Source organism: Acinetobacter sp. CAU_H_S139_7, from assembly GCF_058599305.1.
The window spans coordinates 3,598,463-3,615,763 of the sequence record NZ_CM178651.1 but is presented as its reverse complement, the minus strand read 5'-3'; the positions used below and the strand labels follow the sequence as shown (position 1 = coordinate 3,615,763).

The following is a 17,301-nucleotide window of genomic DNA, read 5'->3' as shown; positions in this document are numbered from 1 at the left end:
AAAGTTGTCCAATAAAATATAATTATATAAAAACTATTTTGTCTAAACTATATGAAATGATTCAATGTGAAGTGGCATGTTTTGATAAAAATAACGTGAAATTTATTACATTATTTAAACTAAAGTATGCTTAAGTCATATGACAGTCTTCTGCTTTTTTGACTGAAATTCAGCATAAAAAATCCTTAGCCCCCCAAGCTAAGGATTTTTTAGTCTACTTATGTGGCTAAAACCGCATTTAACACCTGCTGTTCAAGGGTATTGAACTGCATATCTTTGACACGAGGGCGGGGCAGGTCGACTTGAAACTCTTTGGCAATATGGCCACGGTCTAGCAAAATAATCCGATCGGCCAGTTGAACAGCCTCACTAACATCATGGGTGACTAAAATGGCGGTAAAGCCCTGTTCCGTCCATAATTTTTCAATCAAATTCTGCATGTCTAAGCGGGTTAAGGCATCGAGTGCTCCCAAAGGTTCATCGAGCAATAAAATCCGTGGCTTATGCGATAAAGCCCGTGCCAAAGCGGTCCGTTGACGCTGTCCCCCAGAGAGCTGTGAAGGCCAAAGTCCCGCTTTTTCTTTGAGTCCGACTTTTTCAAGCAGACCCGAGGCAGTGGCATGTTGTTGTTTCGGCAACCCCAGTTGTACGTTTTGTTCAATGGAGCGCCATGGCAGCAGTCGTGGATCTTGGAACATGACCCGTATATCGTCTGCGGTAATCCCTTCGCGGAGGTGTCGTGCGGACTTAAACTTAATTTCGCCGTAGCTTTGTTGTTCTAAGTTGGCAATCAGGCGCAGCAGGGTACTTTTACCACAACCACTGCGTCCGACAATGGCTAAAAACTCACCCGGCTGAATATGCAGATCTAAGTCTTCAAGGACTTTAACTGAACCATAAAACTTATGCAGTTGTTCGATAATAATTTCGGCCCCAAGCACCGCTTGAGGGTTAATGTCTTGATTGTGATTTGGCGGCGACGGAATATTGGCATGGCGACCAAGGCTTAAATCAGTCATCTCAGACTCCTTATTTTTGGTATCCTGCATGCCAGCGCAGCAGGTATTTTTCTAATGTGACGGCCAGTACATCAGCCAATTTTCCAAATAGGGCATACAGTAAAATCCCCACCAAAACGATGTCAGTCTGTAAAAATTCACGTGCATTCATGGTCATATAACCGATGCCAGCTTGGGCTGAAATGGTTTCGGCAACGATCAGCAGGACCCATACCAAACCCAGTGAAAAGCGTAGTCCGACTAAAATAGAGGGCATCGCACCCGGTAAAATAATTTCTTTATACAGTTGCCAACGGGTCAAACCATAGCTTCTCCCCATTTCAATCAGTTGTGGATCTACCGAACGTATGCCGTGATAGGTGTTGATGTAAATGGGAAAAAAGACCCCGACCGCAACCAAAAACAGCTTGGCGGTTTCATCAATCCCGAACCATAAGATCACTAACGGAATAAGTGCCAGTGCAGGAATATTTCGGATCATCTGTAGAGTGGTGTCGAGCAGAGTTGACGCCATTTTCGATGAACCATTTAACAAACCCAGAAAGAGCCCTAAACCCCCACCCACCAATAGGCCGAGTAAGGCACGGCCTGCACTGACTTGCACATGCTTCCAAAGTTCTCCACTCAGCAGCAAGTTCCAGAAGGCAGTAATCACCGCCGTTGGTGCAGGTAAAATCCGACTTTCTAAAAGTCCCGTGCTGGAGGCCATTTGCCAAAGCACAATCAAGCCGATAGGAAAGAGCCAAGGCAGCAATAGCTGCCCCAACTGAGTTCCACGTGAAACCTTTTCCTGCTGGAGGGTTTGCACTGAAACGATTTTGGACATTAGGCAGGCTCCTGAATCACTTTTGCTTTTTTGTTTTCATCAGGTGTGTAGTTGTTTGCCACAATCTCACCAAAGGGGCCTGTTAAATTTGGTTGTGCCAACTTTGTTTGAGTTTCAAGCGGCAGGAGTGGGAACACCAACTCGGCAAAACGAATCGACTCTTCAAGATGTGGATAGCCTGAAAAAATAAAGGTGCTTATGCCCAAGTCGGCATATTCTTGAATACGGGCTGCAACCGTTTCAGGGTCACCGACCAATGCCGTACCTGCACCCCCACGAACCAGACCTACGCCTGCCCAAAGGTTTGGGGACACTTCAAGTTTGCTGCGGTCACCATTGTGTAGTTCAGCCATGCGACGTTGACCGACCGAGTCCATGCTCTTAAATTTGGCCTGTGCCGCAGCAATGGTGGCATCATCGACATACTGGATGAGCTCTTCCGCCGCTTGCCATGCTTGTTCATTGGTTTCACGCACAATCACATGCAGACGAATACCATAGTTGAGCGTACGACCTTTGGCTTCAGCTTTGGCACGGACAGTGTCAATTTTGTCTTTAACTGCAACAGGGGGTTCACCCCATGTGAGATAAGTATCGACCTGATCAGTTGCTAACTCGATGGCATCATCCGATGAGCCGCCAAACCAAAGTGGAGGGTAGGGTTGTTGCACCGGTGGATATAGAAGTTTGGCATCATCTACCTTTAGACGTTCGCCGTGAAAGGTAAAGCTTTCACCTGTATGGGAGCGGGTTAAAATCTCACGCCAAATTTTGACGTATTCATTGGCAGTTTTATAGCGAGTCGAATGGTCTTCATAAACACCATCGCCTTGCAGTTCTTTTTCATCGCCACCTGTCACCAAGTTCAATAAAACCCGACCATTGGAGAGACGGTCAAAGGTGGCTGCCATCCGTGCAGCCAGTGCCGGAGTGGTCACGCCTGGACGCAGTGCAACTAGGAATTTTAATTTTTTCGTGGCATCAATCAGGCTGGCTGCGGTCAACCAGGGGTCTTCACATGAACGCCCCGTTGGAATCAGCACACCTTCATAACCCAAATTATCTACGGCAACTGCAATTTGCTTCATATAAGCATGGTCCACTTGACGAGCACCTTTGCTGGTACCTAAGTAGCGACTGTCACCGTGAGTTGGGATAAACCAGAAAATTTTCATTTTAAAAAATCCTTAGATAGAGTCGTTTAAGGTTTGCTCGGTGCAACCCAAACGGTACTTTGAACTTGAATGTGTTTCGGAATGAGCTGGACTTGTTGGAACAAATCCGCAATTTGTTGTTGTGCTTGCACCACTTCAGGCGTCAGGGTTTGAATTGGTGAAGGCTTCAGACGTTTGTCGATGACGCGTTGGGCAATAGAGGGCTGTAAACCCGTACTTTGGGTATAGACCGAAAGTGCCTGCGTTTGGTTTTTTAGCACCCATTGATCGGCCAAATTTAGCCCGTGAATGAACTGAGCGGTGGCCTCAGGATAGGTCTGAATGAACTTGGGGTTACCAATATAAAAAGAATAGGTTTGTGGAAAAGCTGTGCCATCAATCAAGACTTTGGCCTGTGCATCTTGCTCTGCAGCACTGAGGTAGGGTTCCCAAATGGCCCATGCATCGATGGATTGTTTATCAAACGCGGCACGCGCATCCGCAGGGGGCAGCCAAATCGGTTGAATGTCCTGCCAACTGAGTCCTGCTTTTTGTAAGACTTTCGCCAGTAACTCATGTGCGCTTGAACCGCGTTGAACCGCAATCCGTTTGCCTTTTAAGGCCTGTATTGAATCAATGGAACTATTTTTAGCAATCAACAGCGCTTGAGCATTGGCTGGAACTTGTTCATAGCCGACATAACTCAGCTCTTTGTCAGCAGCTTGAGCAAAGATCGGTGGGGTATTGCCCACTGCACCAAAATCGACAGCACCAACGGATAATGCTTCTAACATTTGTGGGCCAGCGGGGAACTCTTTCCATTCAATTTTGGCTTTAGGAAATTGTTGCTCAAATAATTTTTGCTCACGCGCGACCAATAGGTTCAAAGACGACTTTTGGTAGCCAATTGACAGTGTTTTAACTGGAGCTGTTGCCTGTTTTTGTGGCGTGTTCGGTGCTGCTGTGTCTTGCTTTTGGCATGCCCCGAGTCCAAGACTCAAGCTAACGATGCCAATACTGGAAACTGTTTTCAGTGTTTTCATGATGATCTCTATATTTTTATTTAATAATGGCCGCGTCAATATTCAGCTTGTTTGGAATGAGTTTTTGTTGATAGAAAGCATCGGCAACGTACTGCTGTTTTTTTGCGACTTCGGCTGAAATGGGTTGAACGCCAAAGCCCATACGACCAATCGAGGTTTGTAAAATGTCTAAAGACAAGCCTGTCGGTTTTTCTAACAACTGGGCTGCTTGTTGTTGATTCTGTTTGACCCACTGTGTGGTGGTGTTGAGTTCATTGACGACCGTTTTTAAAACTTCTGGATGGGTTTCGGCAAATTTACGATCGGCCAAATAGAACTGATGATTACTGACTAAGTTTTCTCCCGTAGCAATCACACGTGCTGAGATTTGGTGTTCAGCGGCCGCAAAGAAGGGATCCCAAATGACCCATGCATCGACTGCACCACGTTCAAATGCGGCACGTGCATCTGATGGGGGTAGATAGACTGCTTCAATATCAGAAAGTTTGAGGTTATTCGCTTCTAATACTTTAAGTAGCAGGTAATGCACATTTGAACCTTTGTTGAGTGCGATCCGCTTGCCTTTTAAATCTTGAATGCTCTGAATCTTTGAGTCTTTTTGTACGATCAGTGCTTCTGCTTTAGGTGCAGCAGGTTGGTTGGCAATGTAAACCAAGTTCGAATTTGCAGCTTGTGCGAAAATTGGAGGCGCTTCACCTGCTTCACCAAAGACCACACTTCCGACATTTAAACCTTCGAGGAGTTGTGGTCCTGCAGGAAACTCGACCCATTTGACTTGGACATTTTGTGCTTTAAGCACCGTTTCTAAAGTGCCACGCTCTTTGACGATGGGCAAAATGCCATATTTTTGAAAGCCAATATTGAGTGTGACGGTTTCAGCTTCTTTTTTCCCACATCCAGATAACATCATGGCACCCACGACTGCTGCAGAAAGAACGCTTGTTTTGATCCAGAACTGTGCTCGAGAAGTGCTCATGTGTTTCATAACTCCAAATAAATAAGGTGAGTGAGTTGGTGAACACATACGCTAATGGGCATTTCTTTTCAGAAAAAATAAGAAATCGGGCTTTAGACATGAGAAAAAAAGATAAAAACAAAAGTGCAAAACTTATGCAAAAAACAGCAATATAAAAAACATAAAATATAAAATTTATTGAGATTAACTTATTGATATTTATTATTTAAAAGGTATTTTTGTTTTTGGAATAAGCTTAGTGTTTCACGCAATATAGCTTTGAGCGATTTTTGCGGTGTTTTCTAGATAAAGATATGAGAAATAAAGATATCCATAATCCTGCAAAAGCCACTTAAAGTGGCTTTTTAAAGACAAGCGAGTTACGCTGATAGTTGTATAAGGCTTGGCGTGCATTGGGGAGTTCATCGACATTGGCCGTTTCAAAGCCATGTTCTAAGAACCAATGTGCAGTACGTGTGGTCAGTACAAACAACTGTTGAATGCCCATACTGCGGGCTTTACCTTCGAGATAATGCAAAATTTGGCTGCCGCGATTAGATTTGCGATAGCTAGGATCGACTGCGACACAGGCAATTTCAGCGCTGCGGATTTCACCCTCTGCTGCTGGCAGTGGGTAGAGTGCGGCGCAGGCCAAGATCATGCCATCACGTTCAATCACTGCAAATTGGCCAATTTCGTTTTCGAGACGTTCACGTGAGCGATAAACCAAAATGCCTTCTTCTTCAAGTGGGCGTAATAGGTTAATCAGTCCGCCGACATCTTGAATGTTGGCCATACGGACTTCTTCATAATGGGCATCGGTAATCATGGTGCCCGAACCATCACGCGTGAAGAGCTCCTCAACCAAGGCACCATCATAAGCATAGGAAATCAGATGGACGCGATGGACGCCATGCGTCGAGGCCTTTTTGGCACCGCGTAAATGTACCGCAATGTCTGGATTCGAATCTTGATATTTTTCAATTTGTGCATCGAGCTTGTGGGGCGAAATTTCGCGTTGCAACTGACCATGTTCATTGAGCAGACCATGTTGTTTGCCCAAGAAAATCAATTTGTCCGCTTTAAGATGAATCGCCGTGCGGGTCGCTACTTCTTCTGCCAGTAGGTTGAACACTTCGCCTGTGGTGGAATAGCCAGTTGGTCCGAGCAGCACAATATTGTGATTATCCAAATGGCGTTGAATGGCGTCGGTATCGACCGTGCGGACTTCGCCGGTTAACTGAAAATCGACCCCATCGCGAATGCCATAGGGCTTGGCTGTAACAAAATTCCCTGAAACTACATCAATGCGTGCACCGTACATCGGTGAGTTGGCCAGTCCCATCGACAGTAAGGCTTCAATTTGCAAACGAATCGAGCCCACCGCATTCATTACACAGCCCAGAGATTCTCGGGTGGTGACGCGACGATACTGATGAAACGGCGTTTGTAGTTGGCTTTGTTTTAAGTTGTGGTTAATTTGCGGACGTGCCCCATGCACCAAGATCAGACGAATACCGAGTGAATGCAGTAAGGCAATATCGTGAATAATATGTTGAAAGTTATCATGCTGAACGGCTTCACCATCGAACATAATCACAAAGGTTTTATTACGGTGAGCATTGATATAAGGCGCAGAATGTCGAAACCAATGCACATACTGCAAAGTTGTACTGTGATGTGTTTCGATGGAATTTGCGTGCATGCCTGTCTCAAAATGAACTGCTTAGCATGATTTTAATCAAAAAATGCAGAAGAGGAAGTCTTAAATAGAAAAACACCTGAAGCAACGTTCAGGTGTTTTATCAGTTTTGCGACACCAGCCAGAATTAACCGATAATACGCAGGATACGGTTATTACGTTCATTGACTAAAACATAGTCACCATTGACCTTATACCATTGTTGGTAGCGTCCAGTGTTGGGTAGACGACGTGCTTCGCGGTCACTGACATGATAACGCGATGAGTCATAGCCGCGTGGCAAAGTTTGACCTGAGCGCCAGTCACGGCTTGGGTTAACACGTTTGTTTTGGTAGCGGTTGTCATTGTCCCAACGACGGTCATCGCGATGATCCCAACGCGAGTCATGATCATGCGAGCGGTCATAGTACTGTGGTGCTGCCATTGCAGATGTGGCCATGAGCGCGCCTAAAGAGAGTGTGATTGCAGTCAGAATTTTTTTCATTGCTTTCGTCCAGTATTAGTCTTGTTTCGATCATTCAAAATTAGCGAATAACTCTAGAGAAAGCGTGAGGGCTATTTAGGTGAATTGTGAAATGTATGAAGAGACTGAGGAGATTGTTGTTTTTCTGCAATGCTTGCAAACAAAAGCTTTGGCACATAAAAAACCTGAAACAACGCCTTCCATGCTGTGCCTGACTGTGGTCTCTTAAGAGGAGTATGCAGTCGTGCTCAAGCGGATGAAAGGGTGTTGATTCAGGTCTCAATAATAATGTTGCTGAGTTGTACAAAATGAAGCGCAGATTAAAGCCCCATAATGCGCAGAATACTGTTGCTGTCTGCTTCGACTAAAATGTAGTCATTGTTGATTTTGTACCACTGCTGGTTTCGGTGTGGCTTTGGAAGATTATGGTCTTTATATTCGACTTTATAGCCGTTACCACGGTAATGCTGTGGCATGACATAACCTTGTTGCCATTTATGCTGTTGTAAACGTTTGACACCGCGCTCTTCGCGCATACGTCGACGATCTTGCTGATCGTCATTACCTGAATCGCGAAAGTCACGTCCGCGTGGCTCATTGCCATAGCGTGGATGATCGTGGTCAAACTGAGGGGCAGCAGTACTGAGACTGCTTGCCATCAAAGCACTGAAAGAGATTGCCAATACTGTCAAAATCTTTTTCATGTTGAATCCTCATTAAGGTAATTTCATTCTTTCCTATAATGTACGAAAAAAATGCAGAGAAACTGTGAAGATGAATTGGGTATTTATTAACAAATGCAGAGATATTAAGAAGATTATGCCCAATTCTAAGTCTGAATTAAATCATCAATTGCGCCAAAGGCCAAAGCAAACAGTCGGTATCTTCTGATTTTTGACTCATTTTGAGGGCTCAGATCTCCCTTTGTCAAAGAACGCATATAGTCAAACTACTTTATTGTCCATACAATATTATAAAAAAACTATAAATAATTCATAGGCCTATTTGTATTAGTTTTATAGTGATTTAACTATAGTGCATTATTTAATTCCACTGCTGCGTTAGATGTTGTAATGAACGGATTGAATGAACCACTGCTTCAGCTTGTTTGGCATCCTCCAAAGCACAAATCAGGCTTTCGGGTAGTTGTAAATTATGGATATGACGAATGGTGTCATGTTTACGTTGCAAATCAGCCATGCTGCATCCTTATTTTCAATTCTTGATCAATCAGAATGATAAATAGGAAATATTGATCTTAAAAACCGAATATTTTTATTAAAATAATTTAAAAATACGATTTAAAATATCCAACTAGCCAAGCTGAGTTTTCAACTTGGCTGATTCGGCTTAACTAACTATGCGAAATTCTCCATCTATAATCTGTGATTTAGATGGAGATGGATAGCACGACTTTTCGTTATTCAGGTCTTTCTTGATTTTTTATATATTCCCGAATTACATCAATTGTAGCCCCACCTGTTGTAAGTAGACAGTATGCTCTCGTCCAAAGTACAGGCTTCCAATAATACGGTTTTAGTTCTTCCTCAAATTCTTTGCGTATCAGTCGGCTTGACACTGTTTTTAGATTGTTAATGAATTTGCTTGGCATGATATTCGGGTGCATTTCTAGTAATAAATGAATGTGGTCAGCTTCACCATTAAACTCAAGCAAGTCAATTTCCCAATCGGCACAGTTCTTTTTTACGATTTCTTCAAGCCGATTGAGCATTTCATTTGAAAGGCATTTCTTGCGATATTTTGTTACTAACACTAAATGATATGTGAGCTTATAAACACAGTGATAATGTGATTTCATTATATTTACACTAAGTAATTAATTTGTTAAATTATAACCATGAAACAACCTTTTTTGAAAGCGTATAAATATCGCATCTATCCAAATTCTCAACAGAAAGTGCAGTTTGAAAAGCACTTCGGATGCACTCGCTTTATTTTCAATTGGGCTTTAGCTCTTCAAACCAAAGTCCATTCAGAAACTCAAAAATTATTATCAAAAAAGGATATTCAAGACCAATTGGTTGCAATGAAGAAGCAACCTGAATTTGAATGGTTGAATGAAGTAAACAGTCAATCACTTCTTAGTGGATTACTTCACCTGCATACTGCTTATAACAATTTTTTTCAGCGATTGAAGAAAGGCAAGATTGAATTCAGGAAAATTAAAGGCTACAAGCCAAAACTTGATGAAAAACGCCCATTGAGTCATATTGTTGGCTATCCACGGTTCAAATCCAAGAAAGTACCTCAACGGTCTTATCAATGCCCTCAGCACGCAACGGTGAGCTTTGAGCATGGTTTACTACATCTACCTAAAATTAAAGGGATAAAAACTGTATTTAGTAGGACATTTGATGGGAAAATTAAAACTGTCACCATTAGCAAAACAGCAACAGGTAAGTATTATGCTTCTATCTTAGTTGAGTCTGAGTTAGAGCTTGTTGCACCAACAACAGTTCAACCCGATCAAACTATTGGAATTGATATGGGTTTGAAACACATGCTCATTCAATCTAATGGTGATAAAGTTGAAAATCCAAGACACTTACGGCAGGCTCAAAACCGCTTAGCTATACAGCAAAAGATATTTGCCCGAAAACAGAAAGAATCTAAGAATTATCAGCGTCAAAAGTTAAGTGTTGCATTCATCCATGAAAAAGTGCGTTTGCAACGCTTAGACCTACATCATAAACTAACGCATCACTTGATCTGTGAAAACCAAGCGACCACGTATGCAGTAGAAGATTTAGGAATTAAAAACATGGTAAGGAATCGAAAATTAGCGAAGTCTATTTCAGATGTAGCTTGGGGTCAATTTCTTACGATATTGCAATACAAGGCAAAATGGTTTGGCAAGAATATTCTACAAATTGGAAGATTTGTTCCCAGTTCAAAAACTTGTTCTTGCTGTGGCTATAAGATGGAAAAGTTACCGCTAAGTGTCAGATTGTTTGAATGTCCAAATTGCAATTTGGTTGAAGATCGTGATGTGAATGCGAGTATAAATATCCGTAATTTCGCTTTAGCTGATGCACTAGGGCTTCGTGCTGTGTAAAGAGTTCCTATGCCACAATACTTGTCAGCGCAAGTGTGGCATCGAAAGGTGTAATCAATTTGATTGCATAGGTCGCAAAGATTCCCCCACCATAACTCTTAGTTTGGTGGTGGGAGTATGTCAATAGGCGTAGTTGAGGTCGGTATAATCAGTCAATGATTTCTGTACATGCGCTTGGATAAATTCACGTACATCGGCTGCAGTCATCGGTTCACCATTTTTGCTGATGGCATGCTCAATGTCGGGCTGACCGTCAATTTTGATGCGATAAACAAAGCTTTTCTTTGCTTTATATTGTTCATCATTCTTAGCAATGACCGTGACGTAGTGATAGCTATGTTCAAAGTTCAAGTCGGTATGGGCAAAAACAAACTGGTCGAAAAGTTTCAGTGTGGCGCCATTTTCCAGGGCTTGAAGTTCCTCCACAATACTGGCTTCAAACTTCATTCCATATTTTTCTGAAATCGGCTGTTGGTCAATCAACAGGCTAACCATACCATCTTCAGTGGGTTGTAGAGTGATGTTGCTCAAGTCCGTCATGGTATATACTTCAAAAATGGAGTTGGACATCAGTATCCGCAAAAATTGAAAAAAGACAACCTTTTCTGAACCTTGAAATCATGTTGCAGATGACTAAGCTTCAGTTTGACGCATAAAAAAAGGAAGCCGAAGCTTCCTCTTAAGTGACACATTTTAGTCTTGTGCATCAATACTTTGACCATTCATATGCAAACTGTCATCGCCCATCAAGTACAGATAGGCAGGCATGATATTTTCAGGCGTTGGCAATGTTTTTGGATCTTCATCGGGATAGGCTTTTGCACGCATTGCAGTGCGGGTCGCCCCTGGATTGATACAGTTAAAGCGGATATTCGGTGAGGTATTTTCTTTGGCAAACAGTTGGCTGACCGCTTCAATCGCGATCTTAGACACCGAATATGCGCCCCAACGTTCACGCGTTTCACGTCCGACACCTGAGCTGGCAAAAACTACGGAGGCATGCTCAGATTTTTTCAGGAGTGGCATTAACTCTTGAGTCATAACGAATGGCGCACGCAAGTTGACGGCCATGACATCATCCCAGACATCGACAGGATAATTTTCCAGTTCTGTGCGTTCACCTAAAATACCCGCATTATGCAAAATACCATCTAGGCGCCCAAACTGACGCTCTAAGGTGTCGACCAGTAATTCATAATCACGAGGAGAGGCGCTCGACAGCTGCAAGGGTAAAATTGCAGGTTGCGGCGCACCTAAGCCTTCAATTTCATCATAAATGACTTCGAGCTTATTTAAGGTACGTCCATGCAGCACCACAGTTGCGCCGTGTAGGGCATAACTTAATGCAGCAGCACGACCAATACCATCGCCCGCACCTGTAATTAAGATGATGCGATCTTTGAGCAGATCGGGGCGAGGTTGATATTCTGAATATTTCATCATTACCTCCTCGTTATTTTGATTTTTTAATTGTGATCAAGTCAGTGAGTTGGACGGTGTAGTTTGACTCACAAGAGACTGAATAACATCGTCCAATTCAGCCACAGTCTTCACTATACAATCTGCTTGCCACGCTGTTAAGTCATCTTTGTGCGCGAATGGTAAATAACCATAAGCCGCCAAAATGGTATACATCTGCGCGTTACGACCCGCATCGATGTCACGTGGATGATCGCCGACATAGATACAGTCTTGAGGTGCAATCGCGATGTGCTTGGCAGCCAAATACATCGGCTCAGGATCAGGCTTGGTCTGTGAGACATCCTCTGGGCAGACTAAAACCGCACAGCGCTCTGTCAAATTCAGTGCATCTAATAATGCTTCACTGAGCCAGCGCGGTTTATTGGTGACGATACCCCAAGGAATCTCTTGGTTTTCAAGTTTTTCAAGTAGCGGATACATGCCCGAAAACAGGTCAGTATCTACTGCGATATCGGCACCGTAGATATCTAAAAAACGCTGACGATGTGCCAGAAAAACCGGGTCTTCGACTTCCAGTTCTGGATAAACCAATTTCACCATCGCCCGTGCACCTTCAGAGACTTGGCTACGGATCATGTCTGCATCGACCACAGCGACGCCTTTTTCACGGCACATGTCTTGAATAATGCGAATAAAGTCGGCGGCAGTGTCGATCAGTGTGCCGTCAAGGTCGAATAAGACGGCTTTCATGCAGCACCTTCTTTGACGGTATAAACCATGTAATTGACATCGACATTTGGCGCTAACCAATAGCGTTTGGTCAAGGGATTGTAATGTAAACCCGTCATGTCTTTCAGTTTGAGCCCTGCGCCGCGAATATCATGTGCCAGTTCTGAGGGCTTAATGAATTTTTGATAATCGTGGGTGCCTTTGGCTAACATGCGCAGGACATATTCAGCGCCAATAATGGCAAACAGGTAGGCTTTGGGATTACGGTTAATGGTGGAGAAGAATACATGACCACCTGGTTTCACCAGTTTATGGCAGGCTTCAATGATTGAGGCTGGATTGGGCACGTGTTCCAACATTTCCATGCAGGTCACAATATCGTATTGTCCTGCTTGTTCTTCTGCGAGCTGCTCCACTGGAATTTGGCGATATTCGATATGCTCAACACCTTCTTGTTCTGCATGTAAACGTGCCACATTCAGGGGGGCTTCGCCCATATCAATGCCGAGCACATTTGCTCCACGACGTGCCATACTTTCAGCTAAAATTCCGCCACCACAGCCGACATCAAGGACTTTTTTTCCACTGAGTCCACCTGCATGTTCATCAATCCAGTTTAAGCGTAGTGGGTTGATCATATGTAAAGGGCGGAACTCCGAGTGCTGATCCCACCATATGGCAGCAAATGCTTCAAATTTGGCAATTTCTTGTGGATCAACATTCAGTTGCGACATCGTCGGCACCTCAATTTAAGTCATGATATTTAAAACGTTCAATAGGGCTTAGTGTAGCGTTTATTCTAGAAAAAGCGATAAAAGCCTGAAAAAAGTTCACAGAATGAAAACGAATTTGGCATATTTGATTTATAGTATTTGCATAAACTTATCATAATGATTTTGAGGACAATAAGTTCAATGAAAAAACTCCTTTTGAGTGGCTTAGCAACCGCTGTTTTCGCAATTTCGGGCAGTGCAATGGCTGCAAATTTTGTGGCAGGTCAGGATTATATCGTTGTACCAACACCTGTACAGGTGGAAGTGCCAGGAAAAATTGAAGTCCGCGAATTCTTTTGGTATGGCTGTGGTCACTGTTTTAAACTTGAACCGCATATGCAGACTTGGTTGAAAAAACTACCGAAAGATGTGCGTTTCGTGCGTACGCCAGCAGCCATGAATCCAGTGTGGGAACAAGCGGCGCGAGCTTATTATGTGTCTGAGGCTTTAGGTGTACGTAAAAAGACCCACCTGACGTTATTTCATGCCATTCATGATCAAAATCAACCGATTCTAGAGCAACCTGCTTTAGCCAAGTTCTATACCCAGTTTGGTATTCCAGAAGCGAAATTTAACAGCACTTATAAATCATTTGCGATTACTTCAAAAATTGCACAAGCACAAGACTTAGCTAAGCGTTATCAACTCAGTGGTGTTCCTGCGGTGACGGTGAATGGTAAATATATTGTGCAAGGTGAAGATGCTAAAGTGACTCAAGTCGTGGACTATTTGATTGAAAAAGAACGTGCTGCAAAATAAGCTGAATCTGTTTTAAGTCCTTATTCAGTTAAAAAGCCTGCATCAGCAGGCTTTTTTATGGATTAACAATGTTTATTGCACACTCGATGCTGGTTGCAATAAATCCTCATAACGCAGTTCAATTTTTCTTAAGGTTTTTAAGCGCCAAAGTTGGTGACGAGCTTCGGCTTCATAGCCATTAAAGGCCAAGAGTTTGGCAAATTTGGTCAAATCATAGGGAATTGGGTAGTTCAGCACCATTTCCTCATAGTCACGAATTTGCTCAGGGCTGACTTTGCTGTATGGATTTAACTGAATCCATTCAATGCGGCGGTTAAACTCCGACAGCAGTAAAATGTGATCTTGATTGGTGAACTTTTCAGGGGTGTGTTCATAACGAGAAGCCTCATTCAGCTTTGGTACCATCAACTCATAGTCACGAATAATCAGTGCGATCAAGACCACACAGACAGTAAATGTGACCGGCATGGCAAAGCTCGGTAAAGTCCAAGTTTTCACTTTTTGCTGAGATTGAATAATGCCTAGAATCAATCCGAGTGGCAGCAAGAAATAAGCGTAGAACAACGGAAATTCGAGCATACCGTGAATCAGTAAAGCGCCGACCATCAGAAGGCCAATCACAGATTCGAGTGATGTTGCATGCTTTTGAAGTTGATAGCCCCAATAGCTGAGATAGGCAAAAAATGGAATCGCAATCACTAATCCATTCCACACAATAAAGTCGAGAATGAAGTTGTGCGCACTTTTCACCCAAACGGGGCCTTGGAACTGATCACTGATTAGGGTGTAAGCCACACTGGTTTGATGCCAACCATAGCCAAACCAAGGTCGCTCAGCAATCGCATGGAGCATCTGTTGCCAAATGGCAAGACGCGACATATCGCCCGTTGCTCGCGCAACTGCATCACGGGTTTGGGTCACTTCGACATTAGACAGCTGAGCCAATAGATGATTAAGCTGTGGAATAACCGCAGTAAATGCAATGAACAACGCAAACCATGCGAGGGCACTATACCACTTCAGTTGAACCACACCTTTGTACTGTTGATAGAGCAAATACAGCAGTACACAAATGCTTGCGACCCATGAAGTGCGTGACTGACTCAGGGCTACCGCAAATAACATCAATGCAGCACTTGCGCACAGCAGAATCGAGTTGAGTTTTTTCTTTTCAAATAGGTACAGTGTGCCAAGTAAGGACAGAATCAGAAAGCTCGCCATATTGTTCGGTTGAGCAAAGTTGGCATAAGGACGATCGCCTTTTAAAGTGGTCATACCGGGAATGTACTGTTCAATATTGAGCCATTGGCAAGTGGCGATGAGCGCTGTTACCAGACCGACCGACCAAAATACACTACACAGACCACTAAATAATTGCTCACGTTCCAAGGGTTTTTGGCTCAGGTTAAAACCTAAAACCATACTCAGCCAAAATGCAAAGATATATAAGCCACACATCAGCGCTTTGCTGAAAAAGAACAGCTCGCCAAAACCGTACTGAATGAAGGGCACCAGACTCAATAGCAATAGTGGCAGACTCACTTTCGGGAGCAAGAGTTTTTCTTTTAAAAATAAGGCAGAGAGTGCAAATAAAGATAAAAATGCAAATAATTCACCTGTATAGGTGACCCAAGGTCGATAATGAATGGGCAATAGCCATGCCAAGGCAATACAGACACTCGCCGCTAAAAAAAGAAAAAAACGCATAGGAGCTACAGATGAAAAAACTGGCTCTATGATAGTGAAAAAGCATCCAAGTTTGAGTAAAGCGCATTAAAAATTTTGTAATACACCAAAATTGCGTCTGCGAACGGCTTAATGCAAAGTCGGATTGGCGTGTTTGGTTTGAGCAGATGGTCGTTGCCAATTGGAGATTCCACGGAACATGAGTTGAATCTGCACGATGGTTTGCAGTTTAAATGCAGCCTGCTGCTGTTGAAGTTTCTCGGGAGCCACATCTCGACTCAAACCAATCCAGCGCATGGCCCAGTTAAAGGAGGCATCCATTAGAATATTGGCCAATACTTTGAGGTCTTCGCTGTCATGAATATGTTGCATGCTTTCAATACGGGTTAATTCATGGGCGAAGTCATCGATTAAAAAGGCAATTTCTCGCTCAACGGCTGCACGGATCAAGGCTGACCCACCCCAGCGTTCTCCAATCAAGAAAATCCACTGTTCAGGATGTTGCTCTACAGCATGAAAAAATAAGTCTAGACTGTGCTCAATCGTGGCATGTGGACCATAAACATAGCTTTGTCCCAATTGCGTTAACATACTTTTGATGTGGAGCGCCGCTTGGTCGACCAGTTCAAGTCCCAGCTCATCCAAATCATTAAAGTGGCGATAAAAAGCGGTCGGTACTAAACCCACTTGGCGAGTGACTTCACGGAGACTAATGCGAGCAAAGGAGCGCCCCGAGGTGCTGAGTTGTAATGCAGCATTCAGCAAAGCTTGGCGGCTTTGTTGTTTACGTTCTTCCCGAATCGACATAGATGATTGCTTCAGCCTCTTTTAAGCTTCAGTTTAACAAAGAATATGGATGGGTAGGGAAACAGGCGATCAATTACAAATGCAATGCAGTCAGACAAATGCTTTGGGTCTGCTTCTGCTATACTATGCGCCAACCTATTTAGTCAGATGAAGGGCGTATTATGCGTATCGACCAACGAACATTAGATCAATTACGTGATGTCACCATTACTCGTAACTACACACGTTATGCGGAAGGTTCGGTATTGGTTGAGTTTGGTCATACCAAAGTTCTTTGTACGGCAAGTATTGATAACTCCGTACCACGCTTTTTAAAAGGCAAGGGTCAGGGCTGGGTAACCGCTGAATATGGCATGTTGCCACGTTCGACGCATACCCGCAGTGACCGTGAGGCTGCGCGTGGTAAGCAAAGTGGTCGTACTCAAGAAATTCAACGTTTGATTGGCCGTAGTCTACGCGCTATGGTGGATTTAAAAAAATTAGGTGAAAACACCATTACCATCGACTGTGATGTGATTCAGGCAGATGGCGGTACACGTACTGCTGCGATCACTGGTGCTGCCGTGGCTCTCATTGATGCGATGAATACGTTGCTTGAGAAAAAGAAAATTAAGCAAGATCCATTAAAAGGCTTAGTGGCTGCAATTTCAGTCGGAATTTTCCAAGACGAAGTACTTTTAGACTTGTGTTATGAAGAAGACTCAAACTGCCAAACGGATTTAAACGTGGTCATGACCCAAGCCGGCGAGTTTATTGAAATTCAAGGCACGGCAGAAGATAAACCATTTACCCGTGTACAGTGCAATGCCATGTTAGAAATGGCAGAAAAGGGCATTCAAGAATTGGTGAAAAAACAACAGCAAGCACTGGGCTGGTAAGTTTTAACC

At 43.5% G+C, this 17,301-nt stretch carries 19 protein-coding genes; 3 read left to right on the top strand and 16 right to left on the bottom strand.

Annotated elements, in window-relative coordinates; all coding sequences use genetic code 11:
• Positions 1 to 218: 218 nt before the first annotated feature.
• The 10 genes from AC4MC0_RS17385 to tnpA form a co-directional block, all read right to left on the bottom strand.
• Positions 219 to 1,019 carry an ABC transporter ATP-binding protein gene (locus AC4MC0_RS17385; RefSeq protein ID WP_004684173.1) on the bottom strand — a complete coding sequence of 267 codons (801 nt, stop codon included), beginning with the start codon at positions 1,017 to 1,019 and terminating at the stop codon, positions 219 to 221.
• A 10-nt stretch (positions 1,020 to 1,029) separates the two neighbouring features.
• Positions 1,030 to 1,845, bottom strand: a complete 816-nt coding sequence (gene ssuC / locus AC4MC0_RS17380; protein ID WP_491887179.1) for an aliphatic sulfonate ABC transporter permease SsuC — start codon at positions 1,843 to 1,845, stop codon at positions 1,030 to 1,032.
• Positions 1,845 to 3,020 carry an FMNH2-dependent alkanesulfonate monooxygenase gene (gene ssuD, locus AC4MC0_RS17375; RefSeq protein WP_183176259.1) on the bottom strand — a complete coding sequence of 392 codons (1,176 nt, stop codon included), beginning with the start codon at positions 3,018 to 3,020 and terminating at the stop codon, positions 1,845 to 1,847. The genes ssuC and ssuD overlap by 1 nt, the downstream gene beginning before the upstream one ends.
• A 26-nt stretch (positions 3,021 to 3,046) precedes the next feature.
• The gene (locus AC4MC0_RS17370; RefSeq protein WP_491887178.1) at positions 3,047 to 4,042 is read right to left on the bottom strand and encodes an aliphatic sulfonate ABC transporter substrate-binding protein; all 996 of its coding nucleotides are present in this window, start codon (positions 4,040 to 4,042) and stop codon (positions 3,047 to 3,049) included.
• A gap of 16 nt (positions 4,043 to 4,058) precedes the next feature.
• Entirely contained in the window at positions 4,059 to 5,018 is a 960-nt protein-coding gene (locus tag AC4MC0_RS17365) for a sulfonate ABC transporter substrate-binding protein (protein WP_279677296.1), read from the bottom strand.
• A gap of 331 nt (positions 5,019 to 5,349) precedes the next feature.
• Positions 5,350 to 6,702 carry an amino-acid N-acetyltransferase gene (gene argA / locus AC4MC0_RS17360; protein WP_086210733.1) on the bottom strand — a complete coding sequence of 451 codons (1,353 nt, stop codon included), beginning with the start codon at positions 6,700 to 6,702 and terminating at the stop codon, positions 5,350 to 5,352.
• Positions 6,703 to 6,826: 124 nt separating this feature from the next.
• Positions 6,827 to 7,183 carry an RcnB family protein gene (locus AC4MC0_RS17355; RefSeq protein WP_058952456.1) on the bottom strand — a complete coding sequence of 119 codons (357 nt, stop codon included), beginning with the start codon at positions 7,181 to 7,183 and terminating at the stop codon, positions 6,827 to 6,829.
• 299 nt (positions 7,184 to 7,482) lie between these two features.
• A complete protein-coding gene (locus AC4MC0_RS17350) occupies positions 7,483 to 7,866 on the bottom strand; it encodes an RcnB family protein (RefSeq protein WP_411935298.1) in 384 nt (127 codons plus the stop codon).
• Positions 7,867 to 8,206: 340 nt separating this feature from the next.
• Positions 8,207 to 8,362, bottom strand: a complete 156-nt coding sequence (locus AC4MC0_RS17345; protein ID WP_004684184.1) for a hypothetical protein — start codon at positions 8,360 to 8,362, stop codon at positions 8,207 to 8,209.
• A gap of 220 nt (positions 8,363 to 8,582) precedes the next feature.
• The gene (tnpA, locus tag AC4MC0_RS17340; protein ID WP_004684186.1) at positions 8,583 to 8,981 is read right to left on the bottom strand and encodes an IS200/IS605 family transposase; all 399 of its coding nucleotides are present in this window, start codon (positions 8,979 to 8,981) and stop codon (positions 8,583 to 8,585) included.
• A 39-nt stretch (positions 8,982 to 9,020) separates the two neighbouring features.
• Here tnpA and AC4MC0_RS17335 point away from each other — a divergent pair, with 39 nt between their 5' ends.
• Positions 9,021 to 10,238, top strand: a complete 1,218-nt coding sequence (locus AC4MC0_RS17335; RefSeq protein WP_491887177.1) for an RNA-guided endonuclease TnpB family protein — start codon at positions 9,021 to 9,023, stop codon at positions 10,236 to 10,238.
• Positions 10,239 to 10,358: 120 nt separating this feature from the next.
• On the opposite strand, the gene AC4MC0_RS17330 is transcribed toward AC4MC0_RS17335, so the two are convergent.
• From AC4MC0_RS17330 to ubiG, 4 genes are all read right to left on the bottom strand, one after another.
• The gene (locus tag AC4MC0_RS17330; protein WP_411935306.1) at positions 10,359 to 10,778 is read right to left on the bottom strand and encodes a hypothetical protein; all 420 of its coding nucleotides are present in this window, start codon (positions 10,776 to 10,778) and stop codon (positions 10,359 to 10,361) included.
• A 153-nt stretch (positions 10,779 to 10,931) separates the two neighbouring features.
• Positions 10,932 to 11,678 carry a YciK family oxidoreductase gene (locus tag AC4MC0_RS17325; protein ID WP_005401600.1) on the bottom strand — a complete coding sequence of 249 codons (747 nt, stop codon included), beginning with the start codon at positions 11,676 to 11,678 and terminating at the stop codon, positions 10,932 to 10,934.
• A 36-nt stretch (positions 11,679 to 11,714) separates the two neighbouring features.
• Positions 11,715 to 12,410: an HAD family hydrolase gene (locus AC4MC0_RS17320; RefSeq protein WP_335998079.1), complete on the bottom strand. Its 696-nt coding sequence runs from the start codon at positions 12,408 to 12,410 to the stop codon at positions 11,715 to 11,717.
• A complete protein-coding gene (gene ubiG / locus AC4MC0_RS17315) occupies positions 12,407 to 13,123 on the bottom strand; it encodes a bifunctional 2-polyprenyl-6-hydroxyphenol methylase/3-demethylubiquinol 3-O-methyltransferase UbiG (RefSeq protein ID WP_159151682.1) in 717 nt (238 codons plus the stop codon). The genes AC4MC0_RS17320 and ubiG overlap by 4 nt, the downstream gene beginning before the upstream one ends.
• 180 nt (positions 13,124 to 13,303) lie before the next feature.
• On the opposite strand from ubiG, the gene AC4MC0_RS17310 reads away from it, so the two are divergent.
• Entirely contained in the window at positions 13,304 to 13,921 is a 618-nt protein-coding gene (locus tag AC4MC0_RS17310; RefSeq protein ID WP_114836721.1) for a thiol:disulfide interchange protein DsbA/DsbL, read from the top strand.
• A 72-nt stretch (positions 13,922 to 13,993) separates the two neighbouring features.
• On the opposite strand, the gene AC4MC0_RS17305 is transcribed toward AC4MC0_RS17310, so the two are convergent.
• Both AC4MC0_RS17305 and AC4MC0_RS17300 read right to left on the bottom strand, forming a co-directional pair.
• Positions 13,994 to 15,628: an O-antigen ligase family protein gene (locus AC4MC0_RS17305; RefSeq protein WP_491887176.1), complete on the bottom strand. Its 1,635-nt coding sequence runs from the start codon at positions 15,626 to 15,628 to the stop codon at positions 13,994 to 13,996.
• A gap of 108 nt (positions 15,629 to 15,736) precedes the next feature.
• The gene (locus tag AC4MC0_RS17300; RefSeq protein ID WP_010325553.1) at positions 15,737 to 16,414 is read right to left on the bottom strand and encodes a TetR family transcriptional regulator; all 678 of its coding nucleotides are present in this window, start codon (positions 16,412 to 16,414) and stop codon (positions 15,737 to 15,739) included.
• 161 nt (positions 16,415 to 16,575) lie between these two features.
• On the opposite strand from AC4MC0_RS17300, the gene rph reads away from it, so the two are divergent.
• Complete coding sequence (gene rph, locus AC4MC0_RS17295) at positions 16,576 to 17,292, top strand: ribonuclease PH (protein WP_004684198.1); 717 nt, start codon at positions 16,576 to 16,578, stop codon at positions 17,290 to 17,292.
• Positions 17,293 to 17,301: the final 9 nt, after the last annotated feature.